We start from the raw sequence: 16,620 nt of genomic DNA on the forward strand, positions 1-16,620 counted from the left end.
GATGCCTTACTATCGACTTGAAGGGGTGACGCCGGTGGTGCACCCGACGGCTTATGTTCACCCGACAGCGGTGTTGATCGGGGATGTGATTGTGGGCCCCGGCTGTTATGTGGGCCCCGGCGCGGTGATGCGCGGTGATTTCGGTCGCCTGGTGCTGGAAGAGGGCGCGAACCTTCAGGATACCTGCGTGATGCACGGCTTTCCGGGCTGCGTCACTAAGGTCGAAAAGGATGGCCATATCGGCCACGGCGCGGTTTTGCATGGCTGCGTGATTGGGCGTGATGCCATGGTCGGCATGAACGCTGTAGTGATGGACGGTGCTCACATTGCTGAGCGCTCTATTGTTGCGGCAGCAGCATTCGTCAAGGCAGGCTTCGAGTGTGAGCCACAGTCGCTGGTGATGGGGGCTCCTGCAAAGGTTAAACGGCCGCTGAGTGATGAGGAGTTTGCTTGGAAGCAACAGGGTACTCAAGAGTATCAGCGTTTAGTGACCCGTTGCCGTGACAGCTTGGAACCTTGTGAACCGCTGGCAGAACTTGATGCTGACCGGCCAACCTTGCTGGCCGGTGATACACAACCTAAGCAGCAGACGCTGGATAAGTCGCCACAACCATGAACTATTCCAGCCCGCCGAAGCGCTGGTAGAAGCTGGGGCCGGGGGCTGGTAATGGGCCTTCGGCAGTTTCTAGGTGCCTGTCTAGCCAGCGCTCTGCGCGCTCGTAGAGCAACCGATAGAGGTTGCGACAGAGCTGATGGGCATAGCGGCCTTCCCACGCCGTAGGGAGCAGTTCGTCAGGCAGTAGGGGGTCACGTAATTGAACCTTGCGATACTCGTGAATCAGCAAAGTACGAGCAATGAAGCACTCTTCCTGCCCTAAATGGTTCTCTGCGTTGAGCGCATTCCACAGTGGGCGAAACTTAACCAGAAACCGCTGATACAGCTCGGCGAGTTCGTCGAGATTCCAGCTATCTCTGACCTGAAGGCGCAGCGGCTTACTGGTCATGGGCTCCATGGTTTGTGTCTGCATTACGATCGTGTCGTCGGCGGCATCAAGCTCTTGCAAGGCCACCATGGTTTCCGCGCATGACAGCGTGGGATGTGCCAGAACGCCCTGAGCAAAACTACCAAAGCCGAGCCATTCAAGCTCATCACGAATTTGCTGGCGTCGATCTGCAGGCAGCTGCGTCAGCAGCGCCAACGTCCACTGGCCCGACCAGGGCGGCTGGGCACCGTGATAGACACGCTTGAAGGCTTGTTCAAAGCGGCGTCGCCCAGGGCCACTCAACCGGTAGTAGCTGCGACGACCGACCTTTTCACCGCGTAGCCAGGTTTCATGGGTCAGCCGGTAAACTGATGTACGCACCAGCCGCTCATTGATACCGATGGGCTCCACCAGTTTCGACAGACTGCCCAACCACACAGTACCGCCCCGCGGAACGATAGAGTCGCCATAGACGGTAATAATCAGTGAACCGGCGCGAATTGGCCGACGCTTCTGGAAGTCATCAATAAGCGTAGCGACGCAGTCTTTAGCTGACGACATGGTGAATGTTGATTCCCTTTGCGATGATGTTGTCGCTAAAAACGACAGAAAATATAGCCAATATAGAAGATTATCGTATCACGTTTTTTTGTGATTTGGCCTGCAGGGTTATCAGTGAATCATGAAGAACGATTCAGTATCGCGTAGGTCGTTGACGCTAGCATTTCGTTGCGGCTTCTTATGAAGATATGACACTAATTTCAATGGTTGCTTACGCAACCCCTGCTATACTCCCCCGGTTTTAAAAAAATAGAGTTTCTTGGTGCCTTTTCGGCCTTTCTTAGCCCACATGATGTGCTGCTAGGCCTTGGCTGTCGTTTGAAGGAAAATGAAGTATTTCCTGAAAATAAAATAAAAAGAAGCAGTTATAGGCTTGCACGCCGTCGGCCATGTTTATTGGAAGTTACTTCCATTTTTAAAGCGCTGATGTATCTAGAGAGGAGGATTGTTGATATTTATTAAATACGCAACGAAGTAATAGAGAAAGCATAGTGAAAACGCCAGAAAACTTAAAAAAATAACTACAGGAATGGTTGAAATGATTTTAGGTCTTACCTTGCTATATGTCGGAGCAGTTCTTTTTGTGAATGGGATATGGCTTCTAGGCAAAATTGGTGACAAAGAGGTATCAGTCATCAACATAATGGTTGGCGTATTGAGCTTTATTATTGCTGTCTATTTGATTTTTCGAGAGCCTAATAATCCTGCTGCGATTAGTACGGGGGCATTTACCTTGCTATTTGCTTTTACTTATCTTTGGGTTGGTGCTAACCAGTTTTTAAAGGCGGATGGAATAGGGCTTGGATGGTTCTGCTTTTTTGTTAGTATTACGGCCGCGTTTGTTGGGGTGAACTCTATCGCTGATATAGGACTCAACTTTGAGCTGTGGAATACACTTAGCTGGTTTGCATGGTCTGCTTTGTGGTTCAGTTTTTTCTGCCTGCTAGCGTTGGCGAAAAAAATACAGCGCTCAGTCGCAATTTACACGCTCTTTTGCGCTGTTTTTACAGGTTGGATTCCTGGCGTTATGATACTGTTGGGCATAATCAATACATAACAGTTCGTTACTAAACGTAAATAATACTGAAAAATATTTTGAGAACGTCCACATTGAGAAATCACGCGGTATATAATCGCTAAATGGCTGCGCCTATTTATGAGCACGCTTGCCATGCTGCAGTAGCGCTCTTGACATGTTTTACCGTGCTATCAGTATATGGCGAAGAAATTAAAAAATCATGGAGATGAAAACATGGCATCAGTACTGAGCGACTACATCAAAAAAGAGCAGATGTTAAAGCAGCTACAGGAAGAGCTGCAAGCGCTTGAAAGTAATAGTGAGTTGAAGAAAGAGCTGGAGTTCAAGGAGAAACTACAAGCTCTCATGACAGAGCATGGCAAGTTAGTCCGCGACGTATGCGAAATGCTTGATCCATCATATCGTTCCTCATCAGTTAAAGGCACCAAGATAAGCAGTACCGATGGTCGCAAAAAGCGTCCTTTAAAGGTATATAAGAACCCGCACACAGGGGAAGTCGTCGAAACGCGTGGCGGCAACCATAACGTCATTAAAGAGTGGAAAGCTGAGTTTGGCAATGAAGAAGTGGTCAGTTGGGTCGTAGAAGAACGAGCCTAATATGTTCACTCGTCGCTCGCTTGGTTACTCCGCGAGCGGCGAATATTTACTACCTGCCAATACTCCCTGTATCTTTATTAAGCCGTTATGTTTCTCTATGCTTACCTTGCAAAGCTCGTCACGCACTAGGAGTGAATGATGAAAAAAACGTGGCTAGGTTATTTAAGTTTAGCGGCAACCGCTGGGATTTTGTTGCTACCGGTAGCGCACGCAGCAGAAAGGTTGTGCGAGGACAAAAAGAGTGTCTTACGACAACAGCTTGAACAAGCCCAAGCACACGATAATCACCATCGTGTTCGAGGGTTGCAGCGTGCGTTGCAATCCATTGAAGAGAATTGCACGAATGAGCAAGTTCTTGCAGAGTCTGCCGAAGAGGTGCGGGAGAGCCAGGAAGAGGTACGTGAGCGTGAGTTAGCGCTTGAGGAGGCTCTTAGAGAGGGCGACGAAGATGATATTCAGAAACGACGTGAAAAATTAGAAGAAGAAGTGCGTGAGCTTGAAGAGCACACTCAGGAACTCAATTCACTGCAGCACCGTATCAACGAATAATCTGCACGAGGCTTCATTGCCTAGCCGCAAAATCGGCGTTCATTCCAGTCAGCATCTTTTTAATATCGATGAAATGCTGACAGCTGGCAGCGCTTTTTCATCTCTAGCATTACCTGCATTTATCCCTTCCTCCATAAGTTTTGAATCTTGCATCAATGGCTCAGATCTAAGCACATCGTTGCTGGACTAGGCCTTAGCATCGTCCTCGCGTTTCTAAGCAAGCATGTGTTGCAAGCAGTGATACTCAATCAATGAGTGTGACGTCGCCCCATTGTAAGGTCTTCTTTTTATTGCCCCGTAGCTGTGACGAATGAGTTGCGGCTAACTTTTTGTATAACTGAGGTAGCTTTTGTACAAGTTTATGGTTTTTAATGATGAGAACTATCTGCTTCGTGCAACTGCAATTCAGCGGTGGTAACAGAGACGCCGCCGAGCTTGGGCGGGGTGCGAGAAAACTCACGTTTTTAAAGATAAAAAGGTGCTCTAAGAGATGACTTCCACCAATTCACCCGCTGGGCTGCAGGAATCGACATCATTCGGCCTTTTCCCCCGTACCGTGATGCTGGCTGGTAATGATCCTGACGCGACACGCCGGGATATTGAGGCCTGCTTTATCGCAACGTTTGACCGCTACGAGTCGCTTTTTACCACGCTGGTGAGCGAGGAAGCATACGTAAGGAAGTCCATTCCGCTTAGGCACCCGCTGATATTCTACCTCGGGCATACCGCGACGTTTTTCGTCAACAAGTTGGTGCTGGCTAAACTTCTGCCCACCCGTATCGATCCCAATATGGAGTCTATTTTCGCTGTGGGCGTCGATGAGATGAGCTGGGATGACCTGAATGATGATCACTATGAGTGGCCGTCAGTCAGTGAGGTCATGAGCTACCGCGCCATGGTTCGTGCGGCGGTACTCACCTTGATCCGTGAACTACCGCTTTCGCTGCCAGTCGATTGGGATAGCCCGTTCTGGCCAATCGTCATGGGTATCGAGCACGAGCGGATTCACCTGGAAACGTCGTCAGTATTAATCCGTCAACAGCAGCTTCATCTGGTAACCCCCCAGAGAGAATGGGAGCCGGTGAGCATTAGCGGAGAGCCACCGGAAAACAGCCTGATCACAGTGCCAGGGGGAGGGGTAACCTTAGGCAAGTCCTTTGACGACCCTTGGTACGGCTGGGATAACGAGTACGGCCATCACAAGGCTGAAGTGGATGAGTTCAAGGCTAGCCAGTTCTTGGTGAGTAACAGTGAGTTTCTTGAGTTTGTAGAAGCTGGCGGCTATTTGAGCGATACGTTTTGGTCTGAAGAAGGGTTGGGTTGGCGCAACTTTGCTAAAGCGACGCATCCCACGTTTTGGGTGTGGAAAAACGAATGGTTTCTGCGCTTGATGACAGAAGAAGTTGAAATGCCCTGGGATTGGCCGGTGGAGGTTAACTTCCACGAAGCCAAAGCCTTCTGCAACTGGAAAAGCGAGCAGATTGGTCAGCCTGTGCGCATGCCGACAGAAGATGAATGGCATCGCTTGGTTGAGGAGGCAGGTGTCACCGAACTTGAGAGCGATACGCCTGCCAACGCCAACCTGCATCTGGATCATGGCGCTTCTTCCTGCCCAGTGACCCGATTCCAGCACGGTCAGTGGTTTGATGTCGTGGGCAACGTCTGGCAATGGGTGGAAACTCCCACCTATCCGTTTCCAGGATTTGACGTGCATCCGCTATACGATGACTTCACCACACCGACTTTCGACAATCAGCATAACCTGATCAAGGGTGGTTCCTGGATATCGTGTGGTAACGAAACGCGTCTTAGTGCCCGCTATGCGTTCCGGCGTCATTTTTTCCAGCATGCGGGTTTCCGCTATGTGGTGTCGGATGCCGAGGTTACGTTGCCCAGCGCCTATTATGAAAGCGATGCCCGCATGGCTGAGTATGCAGAGTTTCATTACGGCGATGATTGGTTTGGCATTGCCAACTTCCCGCAAGCATTGGCTAACCGGGCGTTGGCCAGTCTGGCCGGTAAACAGAAGAAACGCGCCCTGGATCTAGGATGTGCCAGCGGACGCTCCAGTTTTGAGCTGGCCCGTGAGTTTGAGCACGTTGACGGCGTAGATTTCTCAGCCAATTTTATTCGCCAGGGCGTGGAGATGGCCGAACAGAAAGTGCTGCGATATACCCGAGTGGAGGAGGGTGAGCTGGTCAGTTATCAGGAGCGTACGCTGGCGAGCCTGGGGCTGGAAAAGTCGGCGAGCCGCGTTAGCTTTCATCAAGGTGATGCGTGCAATCTCAAGCCGCAGTTCAGCAATTACGACCTAGTGCTGGCCGCCAATTTGATCGACCGGCTCTATAAACCTGCACAGTTTCTGCAAACGGTCCATCAGCGCATCAATGCAGGCGGCATCTTGATGATCGCCTCGCCTTATACTTGGCTGGAAGAGTACACGCCCAAGGAAGAGTGGATTGGTGGGTTCAAGAAAGATGGTGAAAACGTTAGCACGTTGGATGGCCTTAAAGCGCTGCTTGAACCCAATTTCCGGATGATTAGCGCCCCTGAAAAGGTACCCTTTGTGATCCGTGAGACCATGCATAAATACCAGCATAGCCTCTCGGAAGTCACGCTATGGGAGCGTCGCTCCTAGCGAGGTTTAAAAAAGACCCTCAATGGCCCGGTTAATCGACGCATGTTCGGTTAACCGGGTGAACAAGCCCTCGTCGGCTTCACCATTGATCAACCCTAGCAATACGCCCAGCACGGCACCTCTATGAACGTTGTCACCGCCAACTTCCGCGTTGATCTGTAAGGCCTTCAGAGGATTCTGTTGGTGTTTGCAGGCAAGGTATAGCACCGCTGGCCAGGCGTCAGTAATGTAACAGGCTGTGGATAAAACACTTCCGATCACCTCGCGCTCTTTGTATTGACTGGCAACTAGTTTTTTCAGGTCACGCTTCGATAGGCCACGAGTGGCCTGTAGCAAAAGTTCCTGAACCGAGCTTTCATGATCGCGAAACAGTAACCCGTCGATTAGTTCGACGTAGGCGTCGCAAACCTCGGCGAGAAAGTTGTCAGGGTGGGTCAGGGCGAGGTGCTGACGGCAACACTTGCGGGTATCCGACAACGAAAGCCCCTTCAAACGTTCGCCAATCACAAGTGGGGCAATTGTCACCAAGCCACCGATGGAAGGCGTATCGTGAGTCACCGCACCACACTGTTTGGGCGGCAAACCCTTTTCAAAATTAGCAAAAAAGCCGCGGTGGTAAGATTCGGCGTAGGTATCTGGGTGGGCTGGCGTATCCGCCGTCATTAAGCGGATATAAGCCTGGAGGAAGGTGTCGCTATTATAGTGCTGGTCTGGCTCTGCCATGGTTTCCATGAGCGTTAACGCGCAATGCGCATTGAGCGTGTTATCTCCAGGAGCCATGCCTTGGTGATAGTGTACGTTTGGGCGATTCCAGTACGACTGTTTTCCTTTCAGAATGACACCGCCGACAATCTCAGGCTGTTGGCTACTAGCCGCCCGTTTGCGACCACCGCCACTGGTAGAGTGCACCGACATGATGGATGAAGGGTGAAATTCGGGAGGCGCTTCAAACGTTTTTATCCCACCTGGAAAAGCACGATCGATATCGTGAACGTTATAGAACCAGTGCACAGGCATAGCCAGTGCATCGCCAATAAACAGATTTTTAAGCGCGGCAGTCGCTCTTGCTGGAACATTATTGGTCATGGGTAGGCCCTCTAACGTTATGTATCGCTGTGGAAATGCAATATCAAGTAACCCAAGGAAAAAGCTGAGTATTTACATTACCGTGAGCCTTCAGGGATATAAAGGATGTATAAGAAATTGAGAGAATGGCGGGAATGCGGTATGCGTGCGAAACTAATACTAGCGACGCCCAAAGAGATCCAATAACAATCAATAATGAATGGGAGCAATGCAATGGAGTCACTCCAAAAACGCATCGGTCTTATGGCAGTCATGCTGCTATTGGTAACCCTGATCAGCGGATGTCGCGGGCAACTAACAGTGACGGTGCCACTGCCCATGTTGGTGAACAATCCTGCTGATTTCGACGACAGAAAAATCGTTACCCAGGGCGTTGTGCGGCATTTTAATGACCCTCTTCATTATTGGATAGAAGACGAATATCTTAATCGAGTTGAGATATTTCCCCATCAGGAGATAGCCCCGTACCTAGGTGAAACTGTGGAGGTAGAAGGCCAGTTTCACTTCTCTCCACATGAGGGGCGACGGCTGATCCTAGCGCGGGTCGATCAGTTACAACGCGAATAGTGGAAAGGCACTATGCTAACTGTTTCTGCAGTTAAGCGACTTTATTATAAAGCTAACGTAGCAAAAGTGATCGATCTATCGCTATAAATTCACTGGCTTCATTTATTAATGACGCTGCAGTTAACTGAGGGACACCATATACCTCAACTTTTTTGCCATGCACAGTACGAATTTTATTTACCAAAATATCGAAGTCTCCGTCGCCTGACACTAATACGATAACATCTGCCTGTTCAGCGTATTCCATTGCATCGAGTGCAATGCCAACATCCCAGTCGCCTTTCGCAGAACCATCTGAACGTTGAATAAAAGGTTTTAGCTTTACTTTAAAACCAATCGCTCTGAGTATATTTTGAAACTCCCGTTGCTTTTGGTCACCTCTATCGATGGCATAGCAAAAAGCGGCCACAACGTCTCTATTAGCAGTTACTTGCGACCAAAATTTGTTGTAATCAAAATTTTTACCATACACTTCACGCACGGTGTAATATATATTTTGGATATCAATAAATATCGCAACTTTTGTCATAAGATGTAATCTTTTTTCATTAATAATGAAGTTAGTTTGATTCTTCGGCGAGCTGGCATAGTGTTTTTACTGCCTCTGGCTGGCGACCTTTTTGCCAAGCAAGCATGAGGTCTGTGGCTAGTGGCAAGTCTTCTAATTCATAGGCGACAATGTCTTTGTCCCCCAGTGCCATAATGCTTGGCATAATCGCATACCCCATCCCTGTAGCGACCAAACTGCGAATAGTTATGTCATCGCGACATTCCTGAACGGTATTAGGTATGAAGCCTACCTTCTGGAAGCATCTATCTAAGCGGTCGAAGCTCCCAGGCGTTGAGGTTCGACTAAACCGAATGAACGGTGCGCCGTGAAAATCCTTAAGCGAAGTCGGGGCGGTTGCAATGAGAGGGTGGCATCTACTGGTGAAGACCGCCATACGAAAACTGGCTAACGGATAGTAATCGAGCCGTGGCTCATCTTCTCGTTCAATGAACAAAATGCCTGCATCGAGCCGACCCGCCAGAATCGCTGCCGTCTGAGGACCCGACAACATTGATTCCAGCGTTAACTGCGTCGATGGGTAACGTGATCTAAACCTGCTGATGAGTGCTGTAATGCTGGGAATATAGGGATGTATGGTGCTAATCCCGAGCGAGAGGCTTTCGCGGTAGCCATTGGCGATATCGCGTGTTTTTTTCGCGACACTTTCGAGTTCTGACAGTAGACGCTGCCCGTTGGCATATAGGTAATGCCCCGCTTGGGTCAGAGATACCCCTTTGCGGTCACGATGAAACAGGACTGCCCCGATATCGGCTTCAAGTTGATGTATCTGTCGCGTCAAGGCGGGTTGAGCGATCGGTATCTGCTTTGCAGCAGACGATATCGAACCCGCTTCGACCACTGCCATGAAGTACCTCAATTTTTTTGTGTTCATGTCTGCTCCCGATGACGTCACGATGCGCGTCTCATTTTGTACAGAAAATACAACTAAAGCCTCATCCCATAAAGGTATGACGCTATCGGGAAGAAGTATTTTATTCGCGTTAAGCGTTACAACATACTCAAAAACAACTTGGCTAAGCGCATAACGGCGTATGCGATTCATGTTGCATAAGCATGTGTTATCGCAGACCGCCTAGGTAGTGCGTTATTTACCACTTTACAACAAGGTTCTACCTCTCATGACGTTATCAGCCATTGAGCTTGAGAAAATGATCACGTTTCGTAGGGATCTCCACCAGCACCCAGAGTTATCTGGCCAGGAGTTTATGACAGCTGAGCGTATTGCAATGACGCTACGTGACCTGGGGGTAGATGAGGTGCATGAGGGGATAGGAGGCAACGGTGTGGTCGGCGTTATCAAAGGCGCTAGCACTGGTGCAACCGTTGGGCTTCGAGCCGACTTCGATGCTTTGCCACTCGAGGAAGCTAATCAGTTTTCGCATCGCTCCAGCCAGTCAAATGTAATGCATGCATGTGGACATGACGGACATACGGCAATGCTGATGGCTGCTGCTGCACAGTTGGTTAACCAGCGCCCAGCTCAGGGAACTGTCGTGTTGATTTTTCAACCTGCAGAGGAAATTGGTACTGGTGCTGAAGCGATGCTTGCGGAGGGACTTCAAGAGCGATTCGCCCTCGACGCGATATTTGGACTACACAATTGGCCAGGTGTAGACGCCGGGCGTTTTGTCATCCATGACGTCCCTCACATGGCATCAAGCGATGATTTTGAGGTGACATTCCACTCCACAGGGGGGCATGGAGCGATGCCTCACCTCACGACAGACCCCATCGTCGCGGCCAGTCTATTTACAACCGCCATTCAACAGATTGTCAGTCGTAATATTGATCCCCAGGACATCGCTGTTATTAGTCTCGGCAGCCTGCAAAGCGGCCATGCTAGCAACATTATTCCGGCGACTGCTCGGCTGACGGGCACCGCGCGCTGCTTTAAACCCGAGCTACGTAAACGTCTTGAGAGGCGGATTACCGACGTTGCAGAAGGGATTTCCAAGACAACAGGATGCGACGTCACACTCGATTATGTTCCTTCAACACCGGCGGTTGCCAATGACCACGGTTGCGCCCAACTGTGCCGCGATGTGGTGGTGCAGCGTTGGGGGCATGAACAGCTGGTAGAGCACCCAGTCAGCATGGGAGCTGATGATATGGGGGCTTTTCTTACGCATATTCCTGGTGCCTATGCATGGATTGGCAATGGTTCAGGGCCACAAACACCGAAACTTCACCAGCCTGACTATGACTTTAACGATGCCATTCTGTCGATTGGAAGCGACTTCCTGACAAGTGTGGCAATGCAGTTTCTCGATAACCATCAATAAACTGGGGATACCCCATGACACCTCTCGAAAAAACAATGACACGCGAGAAGAGTTCACGAGCAACGTTTCGCTTCCCGCATATTTTTGTCGTGTTATTTAGTTTTATCTGTCTCGCTGCTTTATCAACCTACTTTCTTCAGGCGGGTAGCTATGAGCGTGTAACAAATGAGCAAGGGCGTACGGTCGTGGTGCCAGACAGTTATGCGGCGGTTGAAGCTCAGGAGGCTGGCTGGTTAAGTCCTTTCATGGCGGTCTTTGAGGGGATGGGGGAAGGCAGTAGCATCATCTTCTTTATTTTCATCTCAGGCGGCGCGTTTGGCGTTCTTAAAGCAACCGGGGTCTTACAAAAAGTCGTTGCCAGTATCAGTAATGCGCTTACTGGGCGTGATCTCATCCTCATCCCTTTACTGATGCTTTTATTTGCAATGGGGGGAGCAACCTTCGGGCTCGCAGAAGAAACAATCGCCTTTATCATTATCCTCGCACCGTTACTGCGTATGCTGGGGTATGACTCTATTACGGCCGCAGCGGTGCCACTGGTAGGTGCTGGTGCCGGTTTCTCTGCAGCGTTTATGAATCCTTTTACCGTTGGCGTTGCCCAGGATATCGCTGAACTCCCGATGTTTTCTGGAATGACTCTGCGGGCCTGTTACTGGCTAATATTTGTCAGCGTCAGTATTGCTTTCGTCACTCGCTATGCGGCCAAAGTCAAAGCTCACCCCGAGGCAAGTCCTGTCTTTAATAGTGACCGCCGTCAATTTGGCAAACCGCAAGCCAATGAAGATCCAGGTGCGTTATCAGTTGCCGACAAACTCGTCCTCGCTGCTTTCGTAGGCACTATTCTTGTTATTGCTTATGGGGTGATACGTCACGGCTGGTATATCGGTGAGATGTCCGGCGCCTTTCTCTTGATGGCTATTTTAATCGGTGCATTCGCGCGTATGAACCCGAATAAAATTGCCGACCACTTTGTTGAAGGCATTCAGGAAATTGCGATGGGGGCACTGGTAGTGGGCTTTGCCTTTGGCATCCTGGTGATTCTGAGAAATGGGGAAATCCTAGATACCATTCTTTATCATCTCGAAGGGCTGCTGAGTGGAATGCCCGCGGTGGTTACTGCTGTATGTATGTTTTTTGTTCAACTTATCCTGAACTTCTTAGTCCCTTCTGGCAGTGGCCAAGCAGCACTGACCATGCCTTTGATGGTGCCTCTTGCAGATCTTGTGGGAGTCACCCGTCAGACGGCTGTTCTTGCGTTTCAGTTTGGTGATGGCATCTCCAATATTCTTACCCCAACGTCGGGATATTTCATGGCAGGGCTTGCGGTGGCAGGTGTGTCGTGGAGTAAGTGGATCAAATGGATACTGCCATTAGCGATTCTTCAACTGGGTATGGCAAGTCTCATGATTACTCTGGCTCAGATCTTTTCCTGGACATAAATAAGGCATCAATAATGCGTATTAACAAAATCACGGTATATGGTGTGCGTCTTCCACTTAAGCAACCGTTTAAAATTGCTTATGACACTTATCACGATATCGCCAGCCTGATCGTCAGTATCGAGACTGCTTCTGGCCAGATTGGCTGGGGTGAAGCCGTGGTAGATCAGCATGTGTCTGGAGAAACGTATCTTGGCGCACGAGAAATCATAACCTGTGAGCTAGCGCCCTTACTAATGGGCTCCAACGCCAGTGATATTGCGCAATTCCATCATGCCGCCAACCGTAAAATTCGCCATAATCCCTCGGCTAAAGCAGCTCTCGATATTGCGCTTCACGACCTAGTGGCGCGTGAGTGCGGGAAGCCGCTTTATGCGCTGCTAGGAGGGCGTAGCCATGCTAGATTGGAACTTCCATACGTTATCAGCATGTTAGCGCCGGAGGAGATGGCACGTCAGGCGAAAGAGGCTGCTCGGCGCGGTTATCAGTCCATCAAAATCAAACTGGGAGATACGCCGGAGCATGATGTTGAGCGGATTGCGCGCGTTAGAGAGACGCTAGACCGATCGATTGCGTTGCGCGTGGATGCCAATCAAGGATGGAGTGCTAAGCAAGCGCTTCAGGTCATTCGGCATGCAGCGCCCTATCAAGTGGATTGGTTTGAGCAACCCGTCGCTATGGAGAATCTCGCAGCCATGGCCCGTGTGACTCAGGCAACTGATGCCATGATTATGGCTGATGAGCCTATTCACGGTGTTAAAGAGATGCTGGATGTGATTCAACTAAACGCTGCTGACATGGTTAACATCAAGTTAATGAAATCCTCTGGCCTACGTCCTGCTATGGCGATGGCAGAGGTCGGGATGGCGGCTGATATACCCTGCCAGATAGGCTCTATGGTGGAGTCCTCGATCGCGACGCTCGCGGGTGCCCACTTAGCGCTGGCGCATCCCAATATTATTGCGAATGACTTGGTGGGGCCTGCCATGATTGGGGAAGATGTTGCCCAGATGCCGGGAGATGAAACGCATATTGTGTTGGACGATTCACCTGGACTTGGCGTGACTATCGACAAGAGTCGAGTGCGGGATCTCAGCGAATTTGTCGACACCATTGACTGACCTAAGGTGTACTCTCGGGTGGGAGTGACGTAAAAAAGATGTTTTCTTCTTTGGTGCTTCTGCCCGATAGTTATCAATGCTGTTATAAAATCTCAAGCGTATGAACATATAAACATATTAATAGCGCTAAGCTTTTAATAGGGATTAAATGAGGTAATTATTTGGCACAAAGCAATGGCTAGTTGTTTAGCTATCACATAGCAGAGCGTAGTACTGTGCCAGTATCAATCACTGAACTGGATGATATGCTCTACAAAACGTCGCACCTTGGCGAGCTCCCCTAGGTGTTCAGGGTAAACAAGATAATAAGCACTCTCGCTGAGTAATCTATATGGCCAAGCAACTGTCAGTCGGCCACCTTCCAACTCTTCATCGACGGTAAAGTGAGGAACCAGTGCGACACCTCCGCCTGCCATTGCCGTTCGTACCAGCATAGGAAATGTCTCGAAGCGAGTGCCATGATAGCTACGGTCAGTGATGATCTCTTGGTTTGCAAACCAGTGGTGCCAAGCGTCAGGGCGTGTCGAGAGGTGAAGCAGCGGCAGTCGTGTTAAGTCATCCACTGAATGAATGGGGTGCTGAGCCAGTAATTCTGGAGAAGCAACCGCGACCATATCCTCATCAATAAGCTTATGACAAGCTAGGCTTGGCCAACTTCCATGTCCATAAAACAGAGCAATATCGATATCTTGCTGCTCAAGATCAAAATCTTTTACGCGGTCATGAAACTCCAAACTAATGCCGGGATTCGCGGCCAGAAAGGTAGGTAACTTATTGGCTAGCCAGCGGCTACCGAAGCTAGGTAATGTGGCGATTTTAAGAACCTCGCTATTACCGCTGTAGGTCATTATCGCTTGCGTCGACATCTCAATTTGAGTGAGCACTTTACGTACGTCACTTAAAAAAATAGCTCCTTCTGGGGTTAGCAGCAGGCTGCGACGCACGCGACGAAATAGCTTGTGTTGCAAGGTGGTTTCGAGGTGTGCAACTTGTTTGCTGACAGCGCTTTGCGTGAGGTTTAGCTCGTCTGCTGCCCGAGTAAAACTCATATGACGTGCGGCCGCTTCAAAGCACTGCATAGCCGCCGTAGAAGGAAGATTACGTGATGCCAAACCTGGCGCTCCTGATGACCTGAAAGCCGCCCCGGCGACTAAGCGCCGGGGGGAAGCTAGGCTTTTATAATGGCTCATTAGGCGAGCGACGCGGCTTCCTGATATTTGTCAGGACGGCGCGACTGAAGCCAGCCCACCGTCACCATGGCAAGTAAGCCTAAGCCGCTGGTTAGCAACTCAGGAACCACCATGGCAAGCCCTGCAACTAACAGTACCAGACGCTCCCAGAAGAAGGAATCGCGCACAAAGTAGCCGAGTAGCGCACTGCTGACGCCCATAATCCCTACGAGTGAAAAGAACAACGCGCTTAAAAGACCCAGCAGCGTAGGTTCGACTAGTACCAGCATGGGATTATAAATGAAGGCATAAGGAATAATAAACGCACCAATCGCCAATTTAACCGCCGTAAAGCCGGTCTTCATTGGGTTGGCTTGCGCAATACCCGCACCCGCAAAGGCGGCTAAGCAAACGGGAGGCGTAATATCGGCGATGATGCCGAAATAAAAGACAAACAAATGCACTGCCATTGGCGGAAGGCCAAACTCATTAATAAGCGCCGGTGCGGCAATTGTGGCAGTGACGACATAGTTTGCTGTTGTGGGTAATCCCATGCCCAGAACAATGCAGGCAATCATCGTGAATAACAGGGCAAGTATCAAAACGCCATCAGCCAAGCTAATAATGCCGGCGGCAAATTTTGACCCCATTCCTGTCATGCCTACCACGCCAGCGATAATACCTGCGCAAGCGACTGCAGCGATCACTGGCAGTGCCACGCGCGCGCCTTTTTCAAAAATAACCAATATATCTTTTAATGAGGGGCGTGTTTCTTTGCGCGCCAAACTGACAGCAAACGCACATGCTATCCCCAGTAGTGCTGCTCGTTGAGCGGTAAAGCCAACGCTAATGGTCGTAATAATGACGAGCAAAGGCAGTAGCATGTAGCCTTTTGACAGCATGAGCTTACGCTTGCTGGGCAATTGATCTTTAGGAAGGCCGAGAATGCGATGACGTTTGGCTTCGAAATGAACCCCGATAAAAATACCCGCAAAATAGAGAATGGCGGGAATCAGCGCCGAGAACATGATTTCGCGATAAGAAACGCCTACATACTCCACCATGATAAAGGCCGCTGCGCCCATTAAGGGGGGCATGATCTGACCACCCGTAGAGGCTGACGCTTCGACTGCTCCCGCTACCTCGGGTTTAAAACGGGCATTTTTCATCATAGGAATGGTGAAAGAGCCAGAGGCCACGGTGTTGCCGATAGAGCTTCCCGAAATCATGCCCTGCAGCGAACTTGCTATGACAGCGGCTTTGCCGGCACCACCAGTAAAGCGCCCAGTTAGTGCAAAGGCTAAGTCATTAAAGAATCGACCTACTCCGGTATGCATCAGGACAACGCCGAAAAACAAGAACAAGAAGATAAAGCGCGCCGATATTTGCAGAGGCGTACCAAAAACGCCGCTTTCCCTGAACCATAAGTAGGGAGACACCTGCTCAAGAGAGAAGCCAGGATGGGAAAGCAAAGGGCTGGGTATTAGATTGCCAAACAGCGCATAAAGAATTGCCAGCGTGGCCATGACAACGATTGGCATACCAACGGTACGGCGAGTTGCTTCTAGTACAAACAGCACGCCGAGTGCGGCAATCGTTAGATCAAAGGCTGAATAGCCCGTGACCCTTGCACGCAGGACTTCTTCATAAAACAGGATTTTATAGTAGGCAGCAAAGGTTGCTGCGAAGGCGAGTAGTACGTCGTACCACGGCACTCCATTGCGCCTGCCTGCGCCTCGCGTTGCAGGGAATAGAATAAAGATCATCCCCAAAGCAAGCCCTAAGTGGACGGCGCCTTGCTGCTGTGACGGTAGCGTACCAAAATAAGCGGTGTAGAGATGAAAACACGTCAGTGATACACCCATTAGGGTGATCAGCCATCCCCACTTGCCTAGCTGAAGTGCCGAACGTACTTGTGACTCACGATCATACTTTTCTAACAGCGCCGCTTCGTCAGGAGTTTTTTTTTATCCACGATTAAACCTCATACATATAACGCCGCTGGCTTAGCCAGCGGC

At 50.0% G+C, this 16,620-nt stretch carries 15 protein-coding genes; 9 read left to right on the forward strand and 6 right to left on the reverse strand.

What is annotated here, in order from left to right:
* The first annotated feature begins 1 nt into the window (after position 1).
* Positions 2-616 carry a phenylacetic acid degradation protein PaaY gene (gene paaY, locus L1X57_RS07060; RefSeq protein WP_009723067.1) on the forward strand — a complete coding sequence of 205 codons (615 nt, stop codon included), beginning with the start codon at positions 2-4 and terminating at the stop codon, positions 614-616.
* A gap of 1 nt (position 617) precedes the next feature.
* Here the strand turns inward: paaY and paaX are convergent, their stop codons facing one another.
* Complete coding sequence (gene paaX / locus L1X57_RS07065) at positions 618-1,544, reverse strand: phenylacetic acid degradation operon negative regulatory protein PaaX (RefSeq protein ID WP_009723066.1); 927 nt, start codon at positions 1,542-1,544, stop codon at positions 618-620.
* A gap of 538 nt (positions 1,545-2,082) precedes the next feature.
* Here paaX and L1X57_RS07070 point away from each other — a divergent pair.
* The 4 genes from L1X57_RS07070 to ovoA all read left to right on the forward strand — a co-directional run bounded on the left by L1X57_RS07070 (position 2,083) and on the right by ovoA (position 6,367).
* Entirely contained in the window at positions 2,083-2,601 is a 519-nt protein-coding gene (locus L1X57_RS07070) for an AmiS/UreI family transporter (RefSeq protein WP_009723064.1), read from the forward strand.
* A gap of 195 nt (positions 2,602-2,796) precedes the next feature.
* Positions 2,797-3,180, forward strand: a complete 384-nt coding sequence (locus L1X57_RS07075; RefSeq protein WP_009723063.1) for a histone-like nucleoid-structuring protein, MvaT/MvaU family — start codon at positions 2,797-2,799, stop codon at positions 3,178-3,180.
* Between the two features lie 135 nt (positions 3,181-3,315).
* Positions 3,316-3,729: a DUF1090 domain-containing protein gene (locus L1X57_RS07080; RefSeq protein ID WP_234667983.1), complete on the forward strand. Its 414-nt coding sequence runs from the start codon at positions 3,316-3,318 to the stop codon at positions 3,727-3,729.
* Between the two features lie 490 nt (positions 3,730-4,219).
* On the forward strand, positions 4,220-6,367 hold the full coding sequence (ovoA, locus tag L1X57_RS07085) for a 5-histidylcysteine sulfoxide synthase (protein ID WP_009723061.1): 2,148 nt from the start codon (positions 4,220-4,222) through the stop codon (positions 6,365-6,367).
* A 6-nt stretch (positions 6,368-6,373) separates the two neighbouring features.
* Here ovoA and L1X57_RS07090 read toward each other — a convergent pair whose 3' ends face one another.
* A complete protein-coding gene (locus L1X57_RS07090) occupies positions 6,374-7,453 on the reverse strand; it encodes an ADP-ribosylglycohydrolase family protein (RefSeq protein WP_009723060.1) in 1,080 nt (359 codons plus the stop codon).
* A gap of 213 nt (positions 7,454-7,666) precedes the next feature.
* On the opposite strand from L1X57_RS07090, the gene L1X57_RS07095 reads away from it, so the two are divergent.
* Entirely contained in the window at positions 7,667-8,020 is a 354-nt protein-coding gene (locus L1X57_RS07095) for a hypothetical protein (protein WP_009723059.1), read from the forward strand.
* Between the two features lie 52 nt (positions 8,021-8,072).
* Here L1X57_RS07095 and L1X57_RS07100 read toward each other — a convergent pair whose 3' ends face one another.
* Complete coding sequence (locus L1X57_RS07100) at positions 8,073-8,549, reverse strand: NYN domain-containing protein (RefSeq protein WP_009723058.1); 477 nt, start codon at positions 8,547-8,549, stop codon at positions 8,073-8,075.
* A 31-nt stretch (positions 8,550-8,580) separates the two neighbouring features.
* Positions 8,581-9,462 (reverse strand): LysR family transcriptional regulator, encoded by an 882-nt coding sequence (locus L1X57_RS07105; RefSeq protein ID WP_009723057.1) that lies wholly within the window; start codon positions 9,460-9,462, stop codon positions 8,581-8,583.
* 247 nt (positions 9,463-9,709) lie between these two features.
* Between L1X57_RS07105 and L1X57_RS07110 the strand changes: the two genes are divergently transcribed.
* The 3 genes from L1X57_RS07110 to L1X57_RS07120 are packed head-to-tail and all read left to right on the forward strand — an operon-like array spanning position 9,710 to position 13,433.
* On the forward strand, positions 9,710-10,873 hold the full coding sequence (locus L1X57_RS07110) for a M20 metallopeptidase family protein (RefSeq protein WP_009723056.1): 1,164 nt from the start codon (positions 9,710-9,712) through the stop codon (positions 10,871-10,873).
* 14 nt (positions 10,874-10,887) lie between these two features.
* Entirely contained in the window at positions 10,888-12,312 is a 1,425-nt protein-coding gene (locus tag L1X57_RS07115) for a YfcC family protein (RefSeq protein ID WP_009723055.1), read from the forward strand.
* A 14-nt stretch (positions 12,313-12,326) separates the two neighbouring features.
* Positions 12,327-13,433: a mandelate racemase/muconate lactonizing enzyme family protein gene (locus tag L1X57_RS07120; protein ID WP_009723054.1), complete on the forward strand. Its 1,107-nt coding sequence runs from the start codon at positions 12,327-12,329 to the stop codon at positions 13,431-13,433.
* A gap of 224 nt (positions 13,434-13,657) precedes the next feature.
* Here L1X57_RS07120 and L1X57_RS07125 read toward each other — a convergent pair whose 3' ends face one another.
* Both L1X57_RS07125 and L1X57_RS07130 read right to left on the reverse strand, forming a co-directional pair.
* Positions 13,658-14,545, reverse strand: a complete 888-nt coding sequence (locus L1X57_RS07125; RefSeq protein WP_009723053.1) for a LysR substrate-binding domain-containing protein — start codon at positions 14,543-14,545, stop codon at positions 13,658-13,660.
* A gap of 77 nt (positions 14,546-14,622) precedes the next feature.
* Positions 14,623-16,545 (reverse strand): TRAP transporter permease, encoded by a 1,923-nt coding sequence (locus tag L1X57_RS07130; RefSeq protein ID WP_039868873.1) that lies wholly within the window; start codon positions 16,543-16,545, stop codon positions 14,623-14,625.
* Positions 16,546-16,620 lie beyond the last annotated feature (75 nt).

It is taken from the genome of Halomonas sp. TD01, from assembly GCF_923868895.1.
Lineage (GTDB): Bacteria > Pseudomonadota > Gammaproteobacteria > Pseudomonadales > Halomonadaceae > Vreelandella.